Annotated in this window: 27 protein-coding genes and 1 tRNA gene; 14 read left to right on the top strand and 14 right to left on the bottom strand. The window is 48.0% G+C overall.

Features of this window, described 5'->3' with window-relative positions; translation table 11 throughout:
• Positions 1-126: 126 nt before the first annotated feature.
• A complete protein-coding gene (locus P5704_027390; protein ID WOF81625.1) occupies positions 127-1,548 on the bottom strand; it encodes a hemolysin activation/secretion-like protein in 1,422 nt (473 codons plus the stop codon).
• Positions 1,549-1,708: 160 nt separating this feature from the next.
• On the opposite strand from P5704_027390, the gene P5704_027385 reads away from it, so the two are divergent.
• Both P5704_027385 and P5704_027380 read left to right on the top strand, forming a co-directional pair.
• The gene (locus tag P5704_027385; GenBank protein WOF81624.1) at positions 1,709-2,617 is read left to right on the top strand and encodes a hypothetical protein; all 909 of its coding nucleotides are present in this window, start codon (positions 1,709-1,711) and stop codon (positions 2,615-2,617) included.
• Complete coding sequence (locus P5704_027380; protein ID WOF81623.1) at positions 2,614-4,128, top strand: hypothetical protein; 1,515 nt, start codon at positions 2,614-2,616, stop codon at positions 4,126-4,128. Before P5704_027385 ends, P5704_027380 begins: the two co-directional genes overlap by 4 nt.
• Before the next feature lie 24 nt (positions 4,129-4,152).
• Here the strand turns inward: P5704_027380 and P5704_027375 are convergent, their stop codons facing one another.
• Entirely contained in the window at positions 4,153-4,701 is a 549-nt protein-coding gene (locus P5704_027375) for a hypothetical protein (GenBank protein WOF81622.1), read from the bottom strand.
• A 186-nt stretch (positions 4,702-4,887) separates the two neighbouring features.
• Positions 4,888-5,625, bottom strand: a complete 738-nt coding sequence (locus P5704_027370; protein WOF81621.1) for a hypothetical protein — start codon at positions 5,623-5,625, stop codon at positions 4,888-4,890.
• A gap of 305 nt (positions 5,626-5,930) precedes the next feature.
• Here P5704_027370 and P5704_027365 point away from each other — a divergent pair.
• The 5 genes from P5704_027365 to P5704_027345 all read left to right on the top strand — a co-directional run bounded on the left by P5704_027365 (position 5,931) and on the right by P5704_027345 (position 8,241).
• Positions 5,931-6,007: transfer RNA gene (locus tag P5704_027365), tRNA-Ser, on the top strand.
• A gap of 120 nt (positions 6,008-6,127) precedes the next feature.
• Positions 6,128-6,523 (top strand): aminoacyl-tRNA hydrolase, encoded by a 396-nt coding sequence (locus P5704_027360; GenBank protein WOF81620.1) that lies wholly within the window; start codon positions 6,128-6,130, stop codon positions 6,521-6,523.
• A 29-nt stretch (positions 6,524-6,552) separates the two neighbouring features.
• Positions 6,553-6,951, top strand: a complete 399-nt coding sequence (locus P5704_027355; GenBank protein WOF81619.1) for a hypothetical protein — start codon at positions 6,553-6,555, stop codon at positions 6,949-6,951.
• Positions 6,952-6,996: 45 nt separating this feature from the next.
• On the top strand, positions 6,997-7,629 hold the full coding sequence (locus P5704_027350; protein ID WOF81618.1) for a hypothetical protein: 633 nt from the start codon (positions 6,997-6,999) through the stop codon (positions 7,627-7,629).
• Between the two features lie 102 nt (positions 7,630-7,731).
• Complete coding sequence (locus P5704_027345) at positions 7,732-8,241, top strand: hypothetical protein (protein WOF81617.1); 510 nt, start codon at positions 7,732-7,734, stop codon at positions 8,239-8,241.
• A gap of 36 nt (positions 8,242-8,277) precedes the next feature.
• Here the strand turns inward: P5704_027345 and P5704_027340 are convergent, their stop codons facing one another.
• Positions 8,278-9,654 (bottom strand): prepilin-type N-terminal cleavage/methylation domain-containing protein, encoded by a 1,377-nt coding sequence (locus P5704_027340; GenBank protein WOF81616.1) that lies wholly within the window; start codon positions 9,652-9,654, stop codon positions 8,278-8,280.
• Between the two features lie 248 nt (positions 9,655-9,902).
• Here P5704_027340 and P5704_027335 point away from each other — a divergent pair, with 248 nt between their 5' ends.
• A complete protein-coding gene (locus tag P5704_027335; protein ID WOF81615.1) occupies positions 9,903-10,637 on the top strand; it encodes a hypothetical protein in 735 nt (244 codons plus the stop codon).
• 220 nt (positions 10,638-10,857) lie between these two features.
• On the opposite strand, the gene P5704_027330 is transcribed toward P5704_027335, so the two are convergent.
• Positions 10,858-12,336 (bottom strand): PEP-utilizing enzyme, encoded by a 1,479-nt coding sequence (locus P5704_027330; protein ID WOF81614.1) that lies wholly within the window; start codon positions 12,334-12,336, stop codon positions 10,858-10,860.
• Positions 12,337-12,469: 133 nt separating this feature from the next.
• On the opposite strand from P5704_027330, the gene P5704_027325 reads away from it, so the two are divergent.
• On the top strand, positions 12,470-13,255 hold the full coding sequence (locus tag P5704_027325) for a ribonuclease H family protein (GenBank protein WOF81613.1): 786 nt from the start codon (positions 12,470-12,472) through the stop codon (positions 13,253-13,255).
• Positions 13,256-13,295: 40 nt separating this feature from the next.
• Here the strand turns inward: P5704_027325 and P5704_027320 are convergent, their stop codons facing one another.
• The 3 genes from P5704_027320 to tuf form a co-directional block, all read right to left on the bottom strand.
• Positions 13,296-13,832, bottom strand: a complete 537-nt coding sequence (locus P5704_027320) for a hypothetical protein (protein WOF81612.1) — start codon at positions 13,830-13,832, stop codon at positions 13,296-13,298.
• Entirely contained in the window at positions 13,832-14,197 is a 366-nt protein-coding gene (locus P5704_027315; protein WOF81611.1) for a hypothetical protein, read from the bottom strand. The genes P5704_027320 and P5704_027315 overlap by 1 nt, the downstream gene beginning before the upstream one ends.
• A gap of 75 nt (positions 14,198-14,272) precedes the next feature.
• Positions 14,273-15,499: an elongation factor Tu gene (gene tuf, locus P5704_027310; protein ID WOF81610.1), complete on the bottom strand. Its 1,227-nt coding sequence runs from the start codon at positions 15,497-15,499 to the stop codon at positions 14,273-14,275.
• Between the two features lie 175 nt (positions 15,500-15,674).
• Here tuf and P5704_027305 point away from each other — a divergent pair, with 175 nt between their 5' ends.
• The 4 genes from P5704_027305 (at position 15,675) to P5704_027290 (ending at position 18,903) form a co-directional block, all read left to right on the top strand.
• Positions 15,675-16,097 carry a hypothetical protein gene (locus P5704_027305; protein WOF81609.1) on the top strand — a complete coding sequence of 141 codons (423 nt, stop codon included), beginning with the start codon at positions 15,675-15,677 and terminating at the stop codon, positions 16,095-16,097.
• 156 nt (positions 16,098-16,253) lie between these two features.
• The gene (locus tag P5704_027300; GenBank protein WOF81608.1) at positions 16,254-16,658 is read left to right on the top strand and encodes a hypothetical protein; all 405 of its coding nucleotides are present in this window, start codon (positions 16,254-16,256) and stop codon (positions 16,656-16,658) included.
• 64 nt (positions 16,659-16,722) lie between these two features.
• Entirely contained in the window at positions 16,723-18,186 is a 1,464-nt protein-coding gene (locus P5704_027295; protein WOF81607.1) for a hypothetical protein, read from the top strand.
• A 57-nt stretch (positions 18,187-18,243) separates the two neighbouring features.
• Entirely contained in the window at positions 18,244-18,903 is a 660-nt protein-coding gene (locus P5704_027290; GenBank protein ID WOF81606.1) for a hypothetical protein, read from the top strand.
• A 72-nt stretch (positions 18,904-18,975) separates the two neighbouring features.
• Here P5704_027290 and P5704_027285 read toward each other — a convergent pair whose 3' ends face one another.
• Positions 18,976-19,251 (bottom strand): hypothetical protein, encoded by a 276-nt coding sequence (locus P5704_027285; protein ID WOF81605.1) that lies wholly within the window; start codon positions 19,249-19,251, stop codon positions 18,976-18,978.
• Positions 19,252-19,268: 17 nt separating this feature from the next.
• Positions 19,269-19,607 carry a hypothetical protein gene (locus P5704_027280; protein WOF81604.1) on the bottom strand — a complete coding sequence of 113 codons (339 nt, stop codon included), beginning with the start codon at positions 19,605-19,607 and terminating at the stop codon, positions 19,269-19,271.
• 193 nt (positions 19,608-19,800) lie between these two features.
• Between P5704_027280 and P5704_027275 the strand changes: the two genes are divergently transcribed.
• A complete protein-coding gene (locus P5704_027275; protein WOF81603.1) occupies positions 19,801-20,178 on the top strand; it encodes a hypothetical protein in 378 nt (125 codons plus the stop codon).
• Positions 20,179-20,186: 8 nt separating this feature from the next.
• Here the strand turns inward: P5704_027275 and P5704_027270 are convergent, their stop codons facing one another.
• From P5704_027270 to P5704_027255, 4 genes are all read right to left on the bottom strand, one after another.
• Positions 20,187-20,675, bottom strand: coding sequence for a hypothetical protein (locus P5704_027270; protein WOF81602.1), 489 nt, complete (start codon positions 20,673-20,675; stop codon positions 20,187-20,189).
• Between the two features lie 636 nt (positions 20,676-21,311).
• Positions 21,312-21,605 carry a hypothetical protein gene (locus P5704_027265; protein WOF81601.1) on the bottom strand — a complete coding sequence of 98 codons (294 nt, stop codon included), beginning with the start codon at positions 21,603-21,605 and terminating at the stop codon, positions 21,312-21,314.
• 414 nt (positions 21,606-22,019) lie between these two features.
• Positions 22,020-23,117 carry a hypothetical protein gene (locus P5704_027260; GenBank protein WOF81600.1) on the bottom strand — a complete coding sequence of 366 codons (1,098 nt, stop codon included), beginning with the start codon at positions 23,115-23,117 and terminating at the stop codon, positions 22,020-22,022.
• A gap of 54 nt (positions 23,118-23,171) precedes the next feature.
• On the bottom strand, positions 23,172-23,546 hold the full coding sequence (locus P5704_027255) for a hypothetical protein (protein ID WOF81599.1): 375 nt from the start codon (positions 23,544-23,546) through the stop codon (positions 23,172-23,174).
• Positions 23,547-23,553 lie beyond the last annotated feature (7 nt).

Raw genomic sequence — 23,553 nt, 5'->3', positions numbered from 1 at the left:
TAATTGGCACGAATTGTCATGATTGTACCTAGCAAAAAGATACTAGGCAATCGCGATATTAAAACTTTAGAGGTGTGCAGGAATCAGCATATGAGCGCCTCTAGAAAGAGGCGCTCGACGAGTGACTTAGAAGTCGTAGTTGATCATGAGGTTTGTGCGAGCATCTGCCTCGACGTTCTTGGTTTTGATGGAATCAGAATAGCTAACCCCGCCGCTAAGTTGATTCCATTTGGCAAGAATACCGCCTTCAACTGCATAAATCTCGATATCGGTTCCAATGGCATCGGTTGTTTGACCGCCGTTCAACGAGAGATACGGTTTAAGCGAAAGATCATGAACAGGGCTCAAATTGTTCATGCCATACAGTCTAGCTTCTGCGAAATAGCCCTTGTAGCCAGATACTACACCATTGTTATGTGACGATCCTCGGCCTGGCCCACCGAGTGACATGCGCTCGGATGATGGCATGTCCTTGCTGCCGTTGAAGATCGATCCAGAGACCCCGTAGCCCAGCGCCTGATTTGCAAACACGCCAGAGGTTGCATAGCCAAGCTGGATGGCGTGGAAGTTTGGGTTGAATTCACCCATCAGGGGGATCATGTTGAAGTCGCGTCTACCGCCAAGCCCCTGGGTGAAGGAGGCATTGAATTGATGCGCGCCGAATTTGCCGTAGTACCTGGAATTCCAGCTCTTGTAGTCTTGAGACTCGCTGAGGCCAAAAAGACCAAAATCCTGGTCACGCTTGACCCAGTTGAGGCTGTTTGACAGCGTGCCCACACCTTTTACGACATATCGATGACCTGCGCTATAGCGGCGGGTGTCACCGGCCAGTTCGTAGTCATAACGTGTAGCATCCTTTCCGCCGACCTTGTTATGGCTATCGCTCACAGAGGCGTTAAACTCACCGTATGGCGTTGCCTTTTTGGCATTAACATATACGCTTCGGTACTCGCCACCTTTAGATTCATCGCGAAGTGATGAGGCGCCATGAGTGTAAGCCCCGTCAACCCGCACGCCTCCACCCACATGTGTACCACCAGAGACTGTGACAAGGTCGCGAGCAGAAGCGTCCTGCCCATGTGAGCTGTAGGAAACAGATGCGGCATAGGGCTTTGAGGACTGCTCGCGCTTCATGCTTACGCCCACACTGCCATCCTGGCGAAGGTCGCCAACGGCAACATCCAGAACGCCGAACCGATTATTTACGTCCGCCATGGCCATCGAGTCATTAATCGTTTCAACATCAAGGACTTGGCCCTCCTCTTTGCTCAGCCAGCGATCATCATAATCGCCTTCAACTGATGAGCCTGGCTCGACGATGGTGATAACGTTGTCTTGTACGATGGCCTTGACCCCAACATAGCCGAACTGCTCGTACACACTGACAATCAGCCTGGCTACCTCTTCGTAGCTTCCAGAGCGAGCGTTCGCGATGTGGCGATCCAAAATAGCACTCTGGATCATGGTGTTGCCTTTGATGACGGGCGTTGCGTGGGCGAAAAGTGAGGTCGCAAGCAGTGCCCCGGCAAGGGCCATTTTGTAGCGCATGGTTAAGCTCCGTAGGGGTGAAGAAAGATTTCACGTGAGGTGAAGGTATACCATACCGCCATTATCTTGACAATAATCACCTTTTGCTTTTGCTTATATTTTTGATTTGCTGCTATTGACATACCAGGTTACGATGCGCGAAACAACCTGGAGCACAACCATGCGGTTAACGAGTACTGAGGCAAAAAAATTGATAGAACGCGCAGCCCGTTCGTTCAGCGCGATCATGGCTTGCGAGACCACGCCGGAAGAAATGATGAGGATGCTCATTGATGCAGATCCGTCAGAAAAGAAAAAATACGTGCGATGGATGGCTGAGCGTTTCGCATCCAAGGACGCTGCAAGGCAATCCAGGGGGCTTATGATCGCAAATGGCGCAAGGAGTCAGGCCTACCGTGCACTGCTGTCCTTTGATCTTTGTAAGGAGCAGCTTCCGGTTGAGCTTCGAAACATACTGAATTATCGAAGCATTGATGAGGTTAGGCAGGCGACAGCTGCACTCAATGAGGGACGTGTGAATTGCCGCAAATTTGCGCTCAAGCGCCTTTCTTTCGAGCAGGCTTTCAATTTAACCTTGGTCGAGCAGGCGGAGGGTATCTCTGTGCATCAGCCCCGCTGCATTGAAGAGGCTGCTGTTTTGATCTCAAATGAAGACCTTCTGGATGGCAGTGGCGATGGCCTATATGCAACGCTAAGGGAAATTGGCCAGGTCTTGGTGTTCGTCTCAGATTCGGGTGTGTTGATTGGAGCCAGGCCAGAATCTGAGGGTGAGCGCGGTATTGTCTACGACCCTTTTGGTGAACTCGCCGTGTTCGAGGATATGCTACAGGTCGAAAACTGCAATGGCGCTGTTAGCTGGAGTACGCATGAAAGCGTTTTACGGCACATGATCGAAATTGATCCGTCGCTGCCCTTTGATACGGAAATGAATGAAGTCGAACCATACAGGGTCGCACTAACGCAGTTCCCGCTAATATTGCACGAAGATCGCGTAATTCCAGAGGATTTGCGTGATGAAATTCTGTCGGATACGCAGGTTATGGCTAAGGTTATAGGTATAGAACTATGAATGATGTAGAAATCCCGGAAATGCCTACTGATTCCGTAGATTATCCGAAGCTACGCGCTCGAATTAGCGAATTTTTCGGGGAAAAGGTCGCCTTTTCCTTGTGCGGGCCGGAGGATTTAGATTGGGAAGTGGTTAAGAAAGTAGCAAATGATAACATTTATGATGAATCGTTAGATGAGAGTGAAAACGATCAGATTGACGAATACCGTAAGGCTGGTAGCTTATATTCACAGATCATTACGCCATGGTTTACTACAATTTCACTTTGCAAGCAAACGCGCGCAATGTCCAGAAATGGCACACTTCCTCTTCTTGCGGCAATCATGATCGAAGCAGGAGCAAGTCCGCTACTAAGATTTCAAGTTTCAAGGTGGAGTAGGCCAAGCCTCGATAGCCTTATTCATTCTTTAGATAACTTCATGGCCATGAAAACCTTATTTATTGGTAAGAATATTGAACAATGCTTCTTGGCAGCGTTCAGTAAATTGGCTTGGGAGTTTGATGACAGGGTTGCTGGCGACAAACTCATCTTCGAAACCTATAGGCACGCCTTTTCCGAAGTCGATTCTCCTTTAAGCCATATTTCGGCTTTGCTAGACATGGAAAGTTCAGATCAGCTCCTGATTTCTAGTTTCGAAAATTACCGAAAAATAGAGATTGCATCTGGTGGCTATTACAGTGACTCCTGGACGAGTCGCAAATACATGGAAGCCGGAACCTTAATTGCGGCAGCAATCTGGGCGATTCAGGGTGTGGCTATAGAGAATGTTGTTGACGTTGTCATTCGAAGGTATGAATTATTCGTCAGAAATTTCTGCAAAGATATGAAGAGTGATCACCTGGGTGAATTGATAAACATATACAGAGCAAGGCTTCTGGGTGGCTACCCTGATCTTTGGTCTGGATACGGCATTAAGGCCACACACTTTTTAGGCTGTAATTTGCTAAAGATCAATGAGTGGCGCAATGAGTATTCTTTGTCAGACAAGGATTACGATACTATATTTGGAACTTTTTACAGCATGTCGCTCGGGCTTATTCATCGAGAGGGTTCCGACAATGGTTTTTCGATTAGCGCGATGAGTGTCCTCGTTAAGCTATGTCCAGAGATAATGGATATAAATAACGCTGTATATACTGGATCAAGAGAATGGGCTTGGTACTCTAAAGTAAAAGACATTAGCTCTGTTAGCGTTATTTTGAATGACATGTACCTGAAGGGGATTTGGCATCCGCTTACAGGGAGGCCGGAGCTTGTCTCTATGATGAGCCGAGAGGCGAAGGAGAAGCTGCTAAAGGAATACCTAAATCAAGGCTCAAAAGCTTTGCAAACTAAGGCTTTAGCAATTATCGAGGGTGGGGACATTAAAATCGATGATTACTTTGCCGATTTGCGACTTAAGAAACACTTCGTAAATCTGTCAAAGATCATTGTGCCGACTGCTGAACAAGCTGCAAGAATTCCCGTTAAGTACCGCAAGATCTTCCTTAACTCGCAACTTGATATCTAGAGAAATGCACTCAGGGCCTGATTCTCAGGCTCTTGATGCAATATAGTTATCCACCGAGCTCAGATCATCAAATTCAATGAGCTTCTTTGAGGCTGGATCGTACACTCTGAATTTATCACTTGGAGGGATAATTTCCACATTTCCTTCATACATGATTTTTGTCATTACTTGCCGGGCCGTCTCTTCGCCTTTGGTTTCATTGCTTTCAGGATTGGCAGACGCTTCCATTGCGCGCTTTTGCGCTTTGTTACCCTCAATAATCGATGCAATTCTTCCAATTAGATCAAGCAATACCGATATGAAAAGCAGCCAGGATCCGATTGTAATTGAGTAGAGCAATGGAGCAGTACGCATTCGCACCCCCATCCACTGACTCTTCAGGCAAGTGTCACCCAGGCCACCCGTTCCGGTGCGGTACTTTTTGATTTGAGTCAAATGCTGCCGTGGTAGCATTATGCTAGCATACAAATAGAATAGGTGAACCCCAACTATAAACATGCCTAACGCACCAGAAGTGGCCAACTCCCATTCTTCTAGGGCGACAGAATAAATATAACTGATAATATCAGACACGCTAACTTCCTCTTGTTATTGTGTCATTATATTGGCATCAGTTAAATCCAATAACAATAATCAACTATTGACCGAATAAGTTAAAGTCGGTTATACAGATGCGACAATTTGACGCAGTTCGCATTTCGATGGAAAATGGTTGTGCGCTTCAGTTATTTTCCAATATTAACTGGGTATGTAAAAGTGTCATATTGCACTTTTGGCTAACCTGACATATTTGGCTCTATCTTCGCTGAGCTTCAGGATTTCATCCACCGCGTCCATAAGGGAGGTGCCCTCCTCTCTTCTATATTCGATCTCGCATAGTCTTGTTGCGACACTTTTTTTCCGTTTTTCTTCAGAGGGTATGGCTGACATAACAATGTCGGCATTGAAAAAAACCATTCCGATGTCATCCCAATGGATCACTGAATATGTGAAGCCGACTTCGCAGGGGGTGGCAGATCTCGGCAGGACAGCTTTCCAGCGATCATGTCGCTCATCCCATTCGTTTTCTGAAATGCTCTCAGGCTTGTCGGTTGAATTCTGGTAGGAATAGTCTTCGAAACCCGCCTCTTCAAGAAGAGATGTGTATTCTTTGTTGTTTTCAAAATAGCTAAGCGCAAGAATATCCCTGCCGTCCGGGATTAGGCAGATATCGAATGTAGTATCCCACGTCGTGTTGCGAGTGCCTCGACCTTTTACCGTACGTTCGGCCTCATGAAACTCCTCCAAGACAGAAGCGAAAACGTATTCGGTCTTCTTTTCAATGAGTATGTAGTTTTCACGCATATCATTTTTCAATGCGATTCGCTTGGCAATCTGCTTGGCAGTGGCGGCCTTCATGACTGGAATGCATTTCTGTCGCACTAGCTTCAATGTATCAAGCGCTGTTTCAAGCGAGCTATTTCTTAGAATAAGTCCGTTGAAAATCTTGGTGCTCACAAGAAGTATCTCCTAGTTGGTTTCTCCATTCTGACTAGTCTCTATATCGATATCAATAGGCTGCTGTAGGTTCTAAAGCTTCATGCAGGCCAACAGCTCAAGTTTTCGGCGCTTGCGAGAGGTGGGGATAAAGCCATTGCGATGACTAGAGGCATTTTCGTTGCTGCGATCATTTTGCGTTCACAATAGGCGGATCGCCAGGCATGCAGGTTTCATTGTAAAGAAATTGACCGATGGGGGTAAGGCAAAATCTAAGAAAGGGTATTGACAGCGTGCTCGGTGAGCCATATTATGGAAACCGTAGTGCAGGATTAGCTCAGCGGTAGAGTAACTGGAGTGCTAACCCAGGTGGTCATCGGTTCGAATCCGGTATCTTGCACCAAACTTCAATCAGTCAGGTATTTTCAAATGTTGTAGCTCTTGCGAACGGATTAGACCGCTCACCGACCCCCTCTCCGATATCGATCTTTCATCGATTTCTCCGGAAGACCTTGCCAAGCTATTGGCGCTTCCGACAACGCTTGATGACCATCTCTATCAGTACGCCATTGTCAGCGGCAATCTTCAGATGCCTGCTGGAAAACTGGCTGCACAAGCTGGCCATGCTTTTGGCGACAGCTTTGAAGATGCTAAGCGTATCGCTCCTCGTATCGCCCAAGACTACCGCAACCCTGAACGTGGTGGCTCAAAGGTCGTTTTGCGAGCAAAAAACCAGCAGCAGCTGATCAAAGCCTACGTGCAAGCACGTGAGCTTGGGATCCCCTGTGCCCTGGTGGTGGATCAGCACCACATCCTTGAACCGCATTTCACCGGTCAGCCCGTCATTACGGCGCTGGGCGTTGGCCCCTGCACAAAAGAGCAGGCGCGAGCCGTTACTAAAAAATTCCAATGCGTTTAATCAAACCCAAAAACCAAAAGGTAAATACCATGAACACATACACACCCTTCACCATCACTCGCAAAGCCCTGGTCGCAAGCCTCAAGTCTCTGCTCACAGACCCCGCCATGCGCCCATTCAAGGATCCTAAATATGGCACCAAGTATCCACGACTGTTCCTTCAGGACTATGCGGTTTACGCCGTCCTTCGTGGCGCTGACTACAGAAAGACCAGTCACCTTGAAGATGGAGCCAATGCAAAGGAGGCGCTGGCAAGCGTTGCATCCAGACTCGCTTACTGGGTCAAGAACAAGGACAAGCTCTCCTCGGCGCGCTTGAGCAAAGATACGCTCGTAGGACGGTACTTGCCCCCTGGCCTTGATGACGAACTAGCGTGCGAAGCACTGACCGAAATGGTGGAGCTTATCAACCAGGCGATTGCAGCCTGATTCATTCCCCATGGATGGATACCCATTTCTCAACAGGACATATCAATGAACATCGAAAAACACCATGCAACAGGCCTTTCGCTGGCTATCGGGCTGCTTGAAAAGGACGGCGCACATCAGTCGGCTCGACTTCTTCGAAACGCAGTGGAGAAAAGCCTTTTGCATGACGCCCCGAGTTATGAAGAGCTACAGGAACAGGTTACTCAGATGAAAAAACAGCTTGATCCTCTCCTTGAGCGCCAGCGCTTTGAGCACTTCCAGTTCATTCAGGATCGGCGGATCGAGGTCATCGTCGACCTTCTGTTTCCTCAGTACAACGGCCTGGCAAGCGAAGAGGACAAGCCAAAGCGTCATCCTGAAAAAGCCTGGTGGTGGAATGGAGCAAGCATTGAAGGGTCTTCCGTTAACGGAGATTTTTTGTGGCTCAAGGTTTCGTCCTATATTGGCGGAGGCGAAACTGAAACCTATGAGTGTCAGGTGCCTTCGCAATGGCTTGACCTTGAGGATCCGACACAAGCTGTTCACGCCTGGTGTGATGAGCAGCAGAAGGCGCTGGAAGAACAAGGGAGAAAGGCGCGCCTCAAGAAAGCGCAGGCTGAGCTGGATCACAAGACCATGCAGTTGAGCCAGCTGAAAAATGAAATCAAACAATTGTCGAGCATTGGGGATCAGTCATGAGTTTGTAGCTCTTGCGAACGGGACGACCGCATCCAGGGAACCTGGAACGAAAAGCTAAAAAACCTTGAAAGCCAAATGATGGCTTGTGAGCAGATGCCAGGCATGTCAGTACTGGAGCATGGTAATTCGGTTCACAGATACTTCATGGATCTCATGGGTCATGTGCTAGAAGGCAGGCCTCTTGTGTATGAGTGGAAGCTTCCTGGTTGGGCAAAAGAGCCAGCCCTATGGGAAAAGACGACTTCGCTCGAAGTAATGCGCCTGTACCAGACCTACCATGATTGTGGAAAGCCCGCGTGCAGGGAAATCGACGCTGACGGGCGAGTGCATTTTCCCAATCATGCATCAGTTTCGGCGAGCATGTGGCGCTCGATGGGCGGTGATGAGGCTGTTGCGAGATTAATCGAACGTGATATGGACATTCATCTGCTGAAGGCTGAGGGCTTGCAGTCGTTTCTTGACCAGCCTGAAGCGCCAACTCTATTGTTGACTGGACTTGCCGAGATTCACAGCAATGCTTCTATGTTTGGTGGCATCGAGTCAACTTCTTTTAAGATGAAATGGAAGCAAATTGATCGACGGGGGAAGCAAATCACAGCGAAATTAAAGTAATCGCGCACCCCGCTTCGGCGGGGTATTCAATTGTTTCTAAAGTGCCAGACAACTAACCTTCATTCCATAGCATTTATAATTGTTGGCTCTCCAGCCTTTGCTTACAGGGTCATATTCAATGGAGCAATAATGTGCATCCTCTACGTTAGATACTTTAGCCAGCGCACAAAAGTCATACCCTTGTATTGTTCCACTTCCGATGGTCATTGTCTTAACATTTAAGCCAGATATACCATCCCATCTCCCCGATTGGCAGGACAGCGCTTTTCCTTTGAGGTCTCGTGCTAAAGAGCCATTTGGGCTGCAATTTGCTCCCTTTGAGACAATTTTATTTAACACCAGGGAGTCATTAAGTGTCGCAATGCCATCGACCTGCAATTCATTTTTTAAAATTAGAGTAGAAAGGTTTGTGGTTTTTGATGGGTCAACGTAAAACAAGTTATTATCTGAGTCTATAAAACGGTCAGCAATCATGTTGGATTTGGTTTCAATATCTTTTGTTGCAAAAATTCCTCCTCCAGCTGAAATATTTGTAGTAACTTTTAAGTCTTGCCTAGCGTATAAGTCACCAGATACCTCCATGGTGCTATTGAATTTTGCAGATTTATTCACAAGCAGGCCGCCGAGAACTTCAAGCTTAGCGTCAACTACAACACTGTAACCAAGTTCTCCCCCACCTAGGTTTCCAATTTTCAGTGCTTGTCCTACAATATTTTGTATCCTTGACGAGTTATGAATTTCTCTTTTTGATTCACTCTTTTTATCATTAAACTTTAAATTACTGTTCATCAGATTGCTGCCGTCAGTGCGAAGCCATGGATCATCAAATCCGTTATTTCTGACCGTCATTGTAATCACGCCGCTCTCTGGGCTTGAGCTGAAAGAGCTGTCAGCAGTAAGGCTAGTTGCATTATTGCCGGAGTAATTAGATGCAGCTCCGATAAGCGCAGCCACTCCGGCCAAATCTGATCTGATGACACCACCAGTTAATGAATATGGGGAAGTAATTGTTCGAATTTCAGTTATTTGGTTGGGTTCTGTGCCTGAAGTTGTGATCGAAGTGTCTAATGATATAAGCCCGATAGGCAATGGGCTTGTTTTTGTTGCCTCAGGGAAATCACAGTCAAGATAACTGACGTCGTTTGGCCCGCCACAGGATTTGTGCTTCAGCCAAAGACTTCCGGTTTTATGTGAGTTAGTGGCACCAACATTGCTAGCCAGCCATGCTCTTGCTGCATTGTTATATTCCATAAGCTGAATTCCAAGAATTCTGGCCTGCTTTTGCTCTAATTCGTTTCTTTTCTTCTCCATATCAATAACGGATATAAAGGAAATTATTCCGATTACCAGTATGAGTTCGACGAGCGTAACGCCTTTTTGAGATTTCTTGCTGGAGAGATTGTTTTCTTTCATGCATCGCTGACTGGATCCTTGCGATTATTACTTTCGCAGTACTCCTAGCCGCCCCTTTTGTTGTTTTGAGTGTGGCGATAAGTCAAATCCATTTTACTGAGAACGATCTATAAGAAATTGACGATAGACAATGTTGAAAAAAACACCAGGGTCGTAATTGCCTCAGGGATCATGGTTGAGTCGACACCATGCATTGAAGACTGGAAACTACAGGCTTGATTTGGTTAAGATGGATTCATGAGGTGAGCATGAAACTACCAATAATTAAAGCACAAAAGTTATGGCACTGGGGATCTCTGGATAAGGGGCGTAAATTTGAGCGCGGCATAAGCTATGAGGGTAACCTCTTCTCGATGTCTGCTTGCCCAGATGCCTGGTGTTCGATTGGTCGATTCGGCGCGTCCAAGTTGTATTCGACGAATAATGATCTCAAGCTTTTAGATCTTCACACAATTCTGGATGCCAAACGTGGGGCTGGTCGGGAGATTAAAGAGGTTGTTACTCAGTGGGCTTTGGATAATAAGCTCATTGAGAAAAGGGAGCTTTTTTATTTCAGCTGTTTTGATGATGAGCTGGACAGGGAGATTTCATTTACCTATCCATCATTAGAGGATCTGCTTTCAGAGCATGATGAATATGAAGGTGATGACCCCGCCATTTCATCCAAGATCGAATATATAGGAACTGAACTGTTGGTGCGAAGACATGGCTTTAGAGCCAGTGATATTGTGGGCTTCGAATTTGCGGTAATAGAATGGGTCAGAGCAAACGTGCCTGGCGTGCACGGCGTCTATTGGGATGATCTTCTCGACCCGTCTGGCTTGAGTGCGCCTAGAGCAGGAATATTTAGACCAGAAAATCTTGAGCTTGTTATTCAGGATGACGTCCCCGATGATGAGGACGCATTGAAAAGTTTGAGCTCTATTCGCTGGGAGACCCATACGCTTCTAAAGGAAAGAGATACTCAGCGAATGCAACTCTAAGAGCAAAAGGTTAACTATATTATCCTTTACATATAGCTCAATAATTATCTTACTGGTGCAATCTGGATTGGTGCACTTGTTCTGATTACATTTCCAGAAAAAGCCGGGCCCGAGCTTAAATGGCAATGGATAGAAATGGCGATTTAATTATGGGCATAAGAAAAGCCTTTTCTTTTTATTGTATGCTTTTCGATATTGTTTTTCTAGTCAGTGCTATTGGCTAAATAGCTGACAGCAAGATCTTCCCTCTCTCAAGGTTGATGTAAACCCTGCTGCCGTTGAAGAGTGACATTGCTTTTGGCCAAAGAATCACGGGCACGTCCATTTCACGCCCGACAATTGCAATATGGGCCAGTGGCCCCCCTGCTTCGCAGATCAGCGCGGTTCCATACTGGGCTGCTGAACGAAGGGCTGCATCATAGTCAACGCTTGCGACTGGGATGATGCCAATCTCACCTTCTTTCAAGGCGTCACCAGGCTTCAAGTGCCTTACCTTTCCATCAATCTGCTTTTTTGTTGATCGGCTTAGGCTTGTGAACTCAAAATCAAGCAGCTCATGACATAGCTCCTGCCGCAACCAGTAACTGCTGTCACTGACATCTTCATGATCCTGGTAAAATCTTTCTGGATCAAACCCGGCCCCGACCACCCAATCGCTGTGATAGCGGTTATCGTTGATCATTTTCATCCCGCTTGTACAGACGGGCTCCCAGGCTTCGCAGATGCCGAGTTTTACGGGATCATGATGACCAAGCGCCCAGTGAATGAATGCAAGCTTTGGCACATCGACGTAATAATCGGGTGCTGATTCAAGGTGCCAGCTCTTGTCCCTTCTAACTGGTAATCGGATCCAGCCTTTCTCCCCCTTCGGGCCTGCTTGAGACGTGATTTTCTCACGCAGTGTCGCCAAATTTGCTAGGTACTCGGCCTCAAGAAGATGATTGCGCTCGTCCTCTTCTTCATCCGTTAGTCCGATGCCTGCTCGCAAATAGGCGGCGTAGGCGATTGTGTCTTCTTTCATGTCCAGTACATCGGTGCATGCACCCAAAGACGGGGGAATTCTTTTCTCAATAAAATGCGCCAGCGCCTCGACAGCATCTTCTTTTGGGGTAATCCAGCTGGGGTGGTCGCGCATCTCCCATACAGTCAACCAGTGATCCAGGTTTTTTAGGCTGCGCAAATCGGCGCGTACGGCATTGATCTGATGTTTAGGTGAGGTAATCAGCAGCTCTTTCTCGACTGACTCTACGTAATAGTGTGCTCGCGCCTTTGTAAATTCATCAGAGCCGATAGCGCTTCGGCCAAGCTTTTTGACAGCAAAATCAAAATCATCTTGACCAAGCGCATCAATTTTCCAGGCAGGTCTATAGCTCTTCCCTTTAAAGCGCAGCAAGCCGCGATTCTGATAATCAAGGGTGTCCAGGTATCGCTTGGTTTTGGGGTTTTCTGGGCCGTCATCAACCAGTCTGATTGGGTTCTTTCGGTCTGCGCTATCTCCGCTGAATGCTTTCTCGCCCTTCAGGATGGCGATAGCGATATCATGAGTGCAGCCGCCTACGTCGTTGATGAGTAAGTCGTATGCGCCCCTCCAGTCTTCGGAAAGCACTTGAAGTCGAACATGGTCAGTTACCGCCTCTCCTGTGATGGAGAAAGCAATTGAGGCCATATGCTTGCGTGAGACGGCGGCAGAAGAACCCATTTCGAACATCCTGTACTTACTTTTCAATAGGATATCTATTTATTGACAACTTGTCAATGCCTGGTATACTATGTTCCACTAACTAATGTCTGGAAAAACTTGACTCACATCAGGAAATTACCAAAGGGCCATCATGGGTAAATCAGCTAATAAGTTCTACGTGGTCTGGGTAGGGCGTGAAACGGGCATTTTCACTGACTGGGAGACCTGTAAGGGCCACGTCGATGGTTTTCCTGGGGCAAGGTACAAGAGCTTTCCGTCACAAGATGAGGCCGAGGCTGCCTATGGAAAGCCCATGCGAAATAACGCAGCCAAGGAGTCATCGGCAGCAAAGGCCTCGAAGGGGTCTATGTCGCGAGAGCCTAGCCTTAAGCTAAACGATCATCTGATCGCAATGATCGAGGTGGATACCAAGATCTACGCTGATGGCGCTTGCAATCCAAATCCAGGGCCATCTGGATCAGGGGTTGCGGTATTCCGAGGCGAGGAGCTTTCTGAGCTCTGGCATGGCCTTTACCTGGCCAATGGCACCAATAACACCGCAGAGCTTGGTGCGCTTCATTACGCGATGATCCTTGCCGCTGAAGAGGTGTCGGCTGGTCGGTCTGCTGCCATCTTCACTGACTCCAAATATTCGCTTCAGTGTGTTACTCAGTGGGCGGCTGGCTGGGAGAAGCGCGGATGGGTCAGAAAAGAGGGGCCAATCAAGAACCTTGATCTTATCAAGACGCTATTCACACTGTGGAAGACCATCAAGGGTAAGGTCATCATCTATCACGTGAACGGTCATGCAGGGATCATGGGTAACGAGCTCGCTGACCGCATGTCATTGCTGGCCATCGAGTCTGGCGGTGCTGAGTGGGATCGCTACCAGGGCGTGATCAATGTACCCGAGATACTGGCCATTCGACCTGCTTGACCTTAATGTGGCGGCTGGCATCTGCGCAGCCGCCTAATCCTCAATCGCCACGCGCCTGCGAATCGATCAGCTCGATCTGTTCGGCAAAACCGTCCGATTTGCCGTAATACAGCTCCAGCAATGATCTAAAAAACGACATGATCGCCTCATCGCTGTTCAGAATCTTCTCTGGCAGGTGGTATGTGTACTCTTGTCCATAGTCGAAGACGATCTTCTCCCCACTGCTAAATCGTTTAGCCAGCGCTCGCATGATGGTGCGTGTCTTGTCTGCGCAGCATGCACTCCCCTCATGCTTTTCGATATTGTGCCTGATGTGGTGCTCGATGAAGTCGGCTTTACTGTACAAAAACTTCGCGTCTGGGTTGTTGGAAAACCTTAATTCGATCACGCTATCGGTCAATCTCTGCATTCGATGGCAATAGAACACCCTGAAGCGATGTGGGTCATTCAGGTCGATGGCTGCAAGCGCCGCCTTGATGAAGGGATTGTCGACGTGATCGGCGATTGCCTCCTGATTTTCCACGCTCACGCTTGCAAGCAATGATTCGAAAATGCCCTTGATTGCGTCTGCGTTCATTATTTACCCCACCCTTTTTGGCGAAGAGCCTCTTGCAATGCATCCTCTCCCCGTCCCATTCGAAGCAGGATGTTCGTGGAGTCCTCGGTAAACTGCTTGCCCGCCACATAAGGAATCAGCAGCATCATGAGCTTTCGATTAACCTCGTTCAGGTGGCGAAGGGATTTGGCGCAGGCTTTGAGAGCCTGCCCTGTGCTTACACCATCGGGGTTGGTTTCGTACAACCGCTCAAGCTTTTCGAATGCATGCATGTTTTTAGTGCAGGAATTGACGTCATTAACCAGCCCAACAATGACCTGCTCCCGGTTTTTCAGCATCTGAAAAAACATTTCCGACTCTGGGCCGAAATCCAAAGGATCGTTCATAAATCTCTTTTCCAATTTGGTCAAAACAAAAAGCCGCCAAATGATGGCGGCTTTCGTTGCGCAGCAGGGCTGTCCTTACTTCTGACGCTTCTGGCCGCCAGAAAGGCTTTCAGAAAGCACTTTCGAGACGACGCCGGCACCGACAGTGCGACCGCCTTCGCGGATGGCAAAGCGCAGGCCTTCTTCCATTGCGATAGGTGCGATCAGGCTGACCGTCATCTTGACGTTGTCACCCGGCATCACCATGTCGACACCTTCGTCCAGCTCAACGTTGCCGGTCACGTCGGTAGTGCGGAAGTAGAACTGTGGACGATAGCCCTTGAAGAACGGGGTATGGCGACCACCCTCTTCCTTCGAGAGGATGTACACCTCCGCCTCGAACTTGGTGTGCGACTCAACGGTGCCAGGCTTGCCCAGCACTTGGCCGCGCTGCGTATCTTCACGCTTGATGCCACGCAGAAGGATCCCGGTGTTTTCGCCTGCACGCGCTTCTTCCAGCAGCTTGCGGAACATCTCGATACCCGTTGCCGTGGTCTTGATGGTGTCCTTCAGGCCGACGATTTCGATCTCCTCGCCAACCTTCAGAATGCCGCGCTCGACGCGACCGGTTACGACGGTGCCGCGACCAGAGATCGAAAAGACGTCTTCGATAGGCATCAGGAACGGCTGGTCAATAGCACGCTCAGGCTCAGGAATGTAGCTATCCAGCGTTTCGACCAGTTTGCGAACGGCAGACACGCCCATCTGGTTGTCATCCTGGCCGTTGAGCGCCATCAGTGCCGAACCGGTCACGATGGGGGTGTCGTCACCAGGGAAATCGTAAGCCGACAGCAAATCGCGGACTTCCATCTCGACCAGTTCCAGCAGTTCAGCGTCATCGACCATGTCTGCCTTGTTCAGGAACACGACGATGTACGGAACGCCAACCTGGCGGGACAGCAGGATGTGCTCACGAGTCTGCGGCATGGGGCCATCGGCAGCGGAGCATACCAGAATCGCACCATCCATCTGCGCGGCGCCAGTGATCATGTTCTTCACATAATCAGCGTGACCTGGGCAGTCAACATGCGCGTAGTGGCGAGTTTCGGAATCGTATTCCACGTGCGAGGTGTTGATGGTGATGCCGCGCTGTTTTTCTTCTGGCGCGTTATCGATCTGGTCGAAAGCGCGAGCAGATCCACCCCAGGTCTCCGAGCAGACCTTGGTCAGGGCGGCGGTCAGGGTGGTTTTTCCATGGTCAACGTGACCAATGGTGCCTACGTTCAGGTGTGGCTTGTTGCGCTGGAACTTTTCCTTCGCCATGAGGCGTCTCCGTCAGGTGAATGCGAATCTGATTATCAGAAGCCTGGTATACTAGTCATAGAAGAGACAGATGTCAATAGACTCAGTTCGGAATCATTTTTATGGAGCTTAGCCGCCTGACACTGCGCACAATGCGCGCTATACTGTCAATATTAATGCTTTACATGAGAATGTCATGAACATCAAGACCAAGAAATTCCTATCCCTTCGCCCATCTGACAAGGTTCACGCTATGCGTAAAACCTTTGAGGTTACGGGTATCGATCTGGAAAGTAATCACCAAGAGCCTATCTTGATTGATGTCGCGACAGGTCAACGTTTATATGGAGCGATGTACATTGTCCATTTGATGGCCTTCGAGCAAAACGCTCAATCAGAAGAGATGCCTTCACAACCAACTCCTTCCCTGCCTGAGCAGTCCGAGAGCGCTTTGATCGCCTCTCTAGACAATGAGTTAGACAATCTGGCATACCTTCCGCCTGAAGCATTTGGGGTGATTGATGAATTCATTTACGTGCCCGAATTGTTGATCGGTCGCCAGGCATTTCTCCCCTACCCCACATTCAGAAAAGAAGAGTTAGCCTTCATTTCAAGTTAATTGATTGTGAAAAATGTTTGCTTTCAAAAAGGCAGTCAAAAACATCAATCAATCTTTAACGGAAAGTTAATGGTTGCAGAAGTTATTTGGACAATCGTTGCAGCATAGCGTAAGGGCGTGGTATTTTTGATAAAATGAATGCTTACGAGAGTGAAAATGAATTCATACTTTTTGACGATCACGAGTGATGCTGTAAGAAGAAATCTTCAACAAAGTGGCTTGCACGAAGCATCCCATGTCGAGCCTGTCGTTGTGGAGTTTGGCATGCAGGTGCTCGTAGACGGACTGTTAAAGCGTGGTAGTGGATGCCTAAAATGCCACGAAGGATTGGCGGATGAGTATATAAGAATGCTCACTAGGGGGAAATCTCTTGAGGTTTTTGGAAGTGGATACCAATTTTCAGGGTTCTATAGTGGGTACATTGTCGAAATAGAAAGGGTTTTAGATTGGGAATTTGACATGAAAAACCATCTTGATGCTATCGGCGAGAGAAAAGTGGTTAACATTAACGCCAAAACATCGCATGGTGGCAACAAAGACCCTTCCGGCCCAGATCTTTAGGCATTCGAATTCAGCACGCAGTCACCAATATTAATATAAAAACAAACATGTGAAGCTGCCGATTATGTTGATCTCACTTGCAAACCCTAAAAACTTCTTAAAGAAAGCAGTGCTTCTTACTTGCTTGCTATCTTCTGGTGTGCAGGCTGTCCCTGTCGCTCAGATCATTCAGTCGATTGATCAGCCCCGCGCTGAAATGGTGGTTGATTCCGCCGAGACCGCTTCCTACACAGCCTCTGAACTTGGACTTGAAGTTGATAGCAGCAAGATCCAGGGTGTTGAATTTTTTAAGTCAAAAAGCATGAGGGGGGAAGCTGTTCAATTCATCAGCGCCAAGTCGGAGGCTGGTAGAAGCGTTGAGCAGAACGGTGATTTGTTTGCTTTCGCCTCCAAGATCATTACCAGCGATCAGCAGACCGCATGTGTTGTTTCAACCACTGTGCCCACGATTGATCGCTTGGGTTCTGAAGCGATTCACTATGGCATGTCTGAGGAATCAGGCTTTGTTACCAACCCCTACCTGGCAAGACTGACAACTTCGTATCATGAGTTCGGCCACTGCCTCGATTTTGTCAGCAGCAAGGCTCACATGCAGAACCAGGCTGACATGCAGATCGGAACCGTGCTGATGACCGGCATGATCGTATCCGATGCAGCCATGAATAAAAGTGGCGTTATTGATTTCGACTACACCCTGAGCAAATCCCCTGCTCAGATCGAGGCCGCAAAGGCTCAAGGACAGGATTTCGTGAACGTTGGTGTGTCAATGATGGAGGTCTACGCTGATCTTCATGGAACCTTTCAGACAGCTACGGCGACCGGAGACCTCTCGGGGTTCACTGATTTTACGCTAAGCTTCAGGCAATCTGAGGACATGAAGCTGACCCACTCGACGGGAATCGCTGTTTCACACATCATCCAGAAAGAGATCGCGGGTGGTCTCAACGTTGCTTCGCTAAAGGGCAAATCCAGCGAAGAAATTACGAACATGGTGAATGCCATGTTCATCAAGCACTTCTCTCACAATGGTCAGATTTCAATCCATAGTGATGGCTTCAAGGATGTTATCAAGGACATGTCGCTTAAAATTGAGCTCGGAGCAAACGCTACGAGTGAGCAAAAAGCATCCGTTGAGATGCTGGCTCAAAAAACTGGAGCTATCGTCGAAGAATCTGATAAAAGCCTTTATGTGGGCCTAACGGAAATGAATCTTAACCATCAGAAAGAATTGGTGTCGAGTACGAATTCTGCGGGTAAAGAGGGTGTGTCCCAATTGATGGCAGTTAAGGATGCTCACCTAAAACATGTAAAGGAAACGCTTGGCGTTCAGGCATCTAGCGAGAATAATATCTTCGCAGATCAAAATGGATATAAAAATGAGGAGTTTAACTTCTTATCCAGAAGGGCCGTGAGTGATTCAATAAGCAAAGGTGGGCTAGAGGTTAAACAAGAGAAAGCCATCGATCTAATTCGCTCGCTTTCTTCTCAACAGAAACAATTGTCCACACAATTGAGTGTGGGTTTATGAATCTATAGCAAAAGATCAGTTTTTAAAATATTTTTACAACCAAATAAGGCGCATGCTGTGAATAAACCAAAAATAGTTCAACTCCTTGCCGACAGGCAAGATTCAAGAAAAAAGCGTGGTTTTGCTGGTGAGTTTAACGAGCCCATCACACGGGATGATCTAAATGATTTCGTCGGTTATCTTTCTGAGAAAAAGTGGCTAAACATGGGCCCGCTTGGCCTTAACGAAATGGTTAATAGCGAAGTGGCCATGTCAGTCATTGGCAAGGAGCAATTCGTGCGGGAAGTTGTTGAAACAATGCAGGGCGATGAAGTTACGCCAATTTTCACGGCGACTTCTATTTCAGCCATGACCATGCATTCGAATATTGATGCTCCTTACGATTTATACCGTGATGAAATGGGCAAGCTTTCGGAATACATGTATCAGATCGGGAACAGCATGACTCATACACTTGAGTCTCTTAATGCTCACCTGTTTAAAGATGCGCCATTGAGCCTATCGGAAGCCAAGCAAATTCCATTTGTTGTTGGCTATATGAACAAGGCCTTCGATCTGACGGAAATGCCTTCGAAAAAGGACTGCTTGAAGCTTATTGCCAAACTTGAATCTTCAGGACTCGAAGGTGCAGCAAAACAGGCCAGAGATCGGGTGGCACAGGCGTACCCTGAGAAATCGATCAAGGAAGATCTTGGGCGAAGCGGCCACGGCTTGTAAGAATGAAAAGCCCGGCAGTTGCCGGGCTTTTTTCAAGCTAGCGCCGTACCGGCCAAGTAACGATTTCTCTCATCAGTCCCCCTTCTGCGTGGACAAGTGCCTTTTGATGTAGGCCATGGCCTGAGCTTTTGCCTCATCTGCCGTGTCAGCCGGCTTGTCGCAAGTGTATTGGTGCGGCCCGCCAGAATCGAATCCAGCTACCCAGTACCACTTCCCAGAGCGCAGGCAGCTGACTTCGGCGTATCGTTTTTTGCCGTCATGCAGCACATGGCTACGAGGCCCAGCTATGGCAGCCTGGCCTTTTGGTGCTGCCTTCATTTTCCAGCGCAACTTTTTGGAGTTGTTCATTGAATGGCTCCCGGCGCTCAATCGTCGGCCATGATGATTTCGGAAGCCTTACAGATGCCCAATAGCTCGCCCTCAGCATCATATCGACCAATATCGGCGTCCTCAGTGCTCGCGTCCGGCACGGCGCAGTCATCGGTCAACCAGAACCATCCACCATCTGGGAGGTTCAATTGCAGCGCCTGGCAGCCCCCGCCCGTGTCAACCACTTCAAAACCATAAGCCACTACGGGGTCGACCGGAAATCGGCCACATTTAGACAGGAACGGGTTTCTGATCAGTGTGCCCTCATGCAAGAAAGACATGAGTGCAGGGTCATATGGAACCGTGACGTAGCCTTCAGCGTTCATCTTTTGCATGCTGGAATTCCAAGTGATTCATTTCCGTCTAGTATACTCCTCATACTGTAGAAGTCAAGATTGTTCTGCGGGCGGTCATGGTTTCAGATTTGGGGCCAAACTGCTCTGTTTGGGATACCTCTGTATTGACAGATTGACAGTGGTAGCTATACTCTTGATCGGTAATCCCCTGCCCTGAACGGATGATATTTTCATGCTAAAGCACCTTCAGCTCACGAAAATCGAAGCGGAAGCGCTAGAGCATCGCCTGCAATTCCTCGCTGATGCCAGTGATGAAGATATCGAAGATTTGTTCGATGGCGAGGGCTTGCGTGTTGACTATTTGCAGGACTTCGCTCGGGTAACCTCTCGCAACCTGCGGGAAGGCATTTGGATGATCCCGCTATCCAGCGAGGAAGCTATTGCGGCACTGGTCGATGCAATTGAGGGAGCCACCATTCATGAAATGGCGCAAGAGGCTGAACAGGGTGGGGAGATCTCCAGGCAGAAGGCCTCGGCTTATCGTCGAGCCTTGGCTACAACTGCTCACAAGCTAAGCGTTCTTGCGGGGCGAAGGGTTGAATCACCTTGAAATTTAGCTCAGCTGTATCCAAATTCCTGCTCTTTGGCGTCTAGCACGCCAAATTTACACATGTCCTTGATATAGTCACGGAGCGCCGATTCTTCTCCTGACTTTGCTTGAAGCGCTGGCTCATTACTCATCCACTCATTTAACTGAGCTTCTGCTTCTTTGCCAGCTAGCTCATTGAACTCGAAGGCGAGTGGTGAAAATTCACGAAGCATGTCGATCTTGTAACGAACGCCGCGCGCGTCAATGACACGATCATTGTCCAGAACACAAAAGGCATGAACAAGAACCCGAATTGGCTCTTCACCGCCGTCAGGTATGCATTCTTCGTCGACAAAAATCCCGATTTTCATGCGCAATTGCCGCGCTAGTGCGAGCGCGAAAAGATGGCATCGTCCGTAAACATAATCACCCACTTTAAGGCCATTTTTATCGTCTACTGAAAACTCCTCTCTGACATTGATGAAATCATCATAATCAAAAAGATCAGTCTTTTTCATTTTGCTCACACTAAGTCACCAAATACCAAAAGAGATCGACAAAACATTTTTATAATGATGCTCATTAATCCCGTCATGTGTAAAGCACTCGATCCAATCTAGCACTGTTGTGATCTTGTTGCTATTGTGCCTCTACCACTGAAACCGCTTCGGCGTTGTAATCAACAAAAATACTCGCATTGCACTTCCTCGCTGGGCAGGTCAGCACCTGAGTGGCGAACATGGTTGTTTGCGGCTCGAATGAGTTCGAGCAGCGTGGACACGTAACCCTCCAGCGATTTGTGCGCAGATCACTTGAATGGCCTAGCCACTGCAACCCCGCTCCGCCTGAACTGACCTTTGCTTCGGACATGATCAAAAGACCTCAAACGATTGTTTATGCGCAGACTGGAGGCGCGTCGCCCAGCATTTGCTCGTGTGTCATGTATCCCAGGTAGCAGCAGGCCATTAGAACAGCCTCAGGGCCAACCCCTGCTTCTACTTTGGCTGCGTCGATGCGTGGCTTTGTAACCATCTGCTCCCGCCAGCCTAGGTATACAGATCCGCAGCGCTGAGTCATTGGTGTCGGCCTGTCCATGAATGTCAGGGAGTAGTAGTGAAATCGCTCGGCTGGCTCATGTAATTGCTCGCTCATAGCTACAAGACCTTACCCTGCTGGGTGGCGTGTTTTTGAGCATGATCGCTTCGGTATTCGTTTCTACGATTTGCATCCAGAAATGGCGCGACCTCAAGCTGCGTAAATTGTGGATACCGCTTCATTTGATTGAATAGCGCGCGGGCGTCACCTTCGTCGTAACACCACTCCAGGACTCCAGATCCGCCCCTTGCGTCAACACCAGAAATTGCCCAAAGCTGATCATCATCCGCAATGCTGCATGGCAGATTGCGGTAACGGTAGAGGGTCGACGGGTTGATGGTGGTGTTAGACATTTTCATTTAACCAATGAATTGATGAAACATCAGTAACGTTGTATGCGAAGGTCATGCTGAATGGCCTACGCGACCTTTTCTGTTCGACACATTTGGGAGCAAACCAATCATCATTAGCCTGCCCCTTCCTGGCCTCACTCCTGCCTGCGATCTTAAGCACACCGCGTTAGCGATGGAAGCCGTCAGGCCGAGACAGCTCTGCTGGCTCGGTTCACGACAGCGCGGGCCGAAGGCAACGCCCAGCCCCTTTTAAATATACGAAGGATACTAGAGCAGAGTGTCATTTTGCTGCATATGTCCGTATATAGCAATAGGTGTCTATGAAAAATCTTAAAATGAAATCATGACGTTGTGATGGGGATCCCTGATCGTGATACATGACTCAAATGGAATCAGGATGCAGGTAACCAGTAGCTAGTCCATACCCATATCACGAGATGCGAATTTACTTTTCATGCTTGGGTTGTAGGACATGGCAACCTCTGATCCATAAATAGACTGAAACGCCATCCAATGAGACTCGTGATTGCATAGGGACGCCATCTGATCGGGATGAAGGTGAGCGCACAAAACCTTTGATCTGAAATATTTAAGCATTGTCCTAGAGTCAAAATCATCGCCCGACTCAAAGTATTCTGAATAAGCTCGGCTGTAGTCGGCATCAACGCAATCGATTACGAATCGAACAAGATCGCTTTTATACGTGTCTGGCTTCAAAGCGTCTGAGAAGCGCTCAAAGTTATCTTTTGAAATGTTCTTGCAGATGTAATCAGTGACAGCCCTGTTTACATGGAGGGGAAGCAGCTCCAGCCTGATTCTTTGACTGATTAGAAAGTCCAACATTCCTTCATAAGGATTATCAGGAAGCGGCTTTCCAACAATTGCCTGCATACATGAACGGATAAGACTTTCAGTAATCCGCTCATACGGAATTTTATCGATGTACGTGTAGTCCTTTTGCATTGCATGGGGGAATAGTCTTTCAAGGACTTCGCTGTCTTTCACTTCGCTAAGACGCCATAACTCCTTTCTGACAACCTCCTCTTGCTTTTCTTGAGAAAGCTTTTCAAAGATTGTATTGTCTTGCTTGATTGCATCGATTGTGATATCGAGCGTCTTTCTTCTGTCCGGTAGTGCTAGGAAGCCTCCTCTGCACCGAAGGATAAAAGTCATCAGGTCTTCATTGAACCAGTCGTCAGGGAGATTGGCAAACGGAATGGGGTTGTCTTCATTATAAGCATTCAGGGCCTGGCTGATCATGATTTCAGCACGCTCGCGCACATGACCTGGCGTAGAAAAGGGCATCCCATCCCGATATTCCGTCAAGAGTGAACTCTGAATAACCATTGCATAGCACATGTCTTCGCTGAGATTTTCAGGTGGGACGTGCTTGAAGTTACGCTTGTATTTGAGAATGAATTCTCGGCACACCGCCTCGGTTCTCAGTGTATATGGAACCTTTCGGAGCGAAAAAACCAGCTTGCATAGCATCCGTGTGAAGATCTTTTCCATTTTAAAACCGTCCAATTGCTTGTTTTAGGAGGCTTTCATTCCTATAAGGCTTGCTCAGTCCAGCCTGGAAAAGCCCTTAATCAGTGTCTCTGAGAACAGCCAAATAAGCAGGGTGCGACACAAAAACATGATCTGGATAATTCCTGCAATAATTAGGGCGCCCTTCCATCCATCGTCTCCCACCATAAACCAGATCGCAACTGCGAAAAGCGTAGGAAAAATAGATTCCAAAAATGATCTGGACAGTGAAAAGCGAAGCTTGTCTTTATCCTTAAACATCTCGGAAACATTTTTAACACGTGAATACTCACGAGCCCTAATGAATCCCCACATGGAGCTCGGGTAGATTTTACTGCCCAATTTAGCCCACAGGAAAGGCTCAAAGAGGTAGTACAGGCAAAAGCCGACAAGAAATGGTGTGACTGACATACTGACT

This window comes from Pseudomonas sp. FeN3W, assembly GCA_030263805.2.
Taxonomy (GTDB): Bacteria; Pseudomonadota; Gammaproteobacteria; order Pseudomonadales; family Pseudomonadaceae; genus Stutzerimonas; species Stutzerimonas stutzeri_G.
The sequence above is the reverse complement of the archived record's forward strand: the minus strand, read 5'-3'. Positions and strand labels throughout refer to the sequence as shown.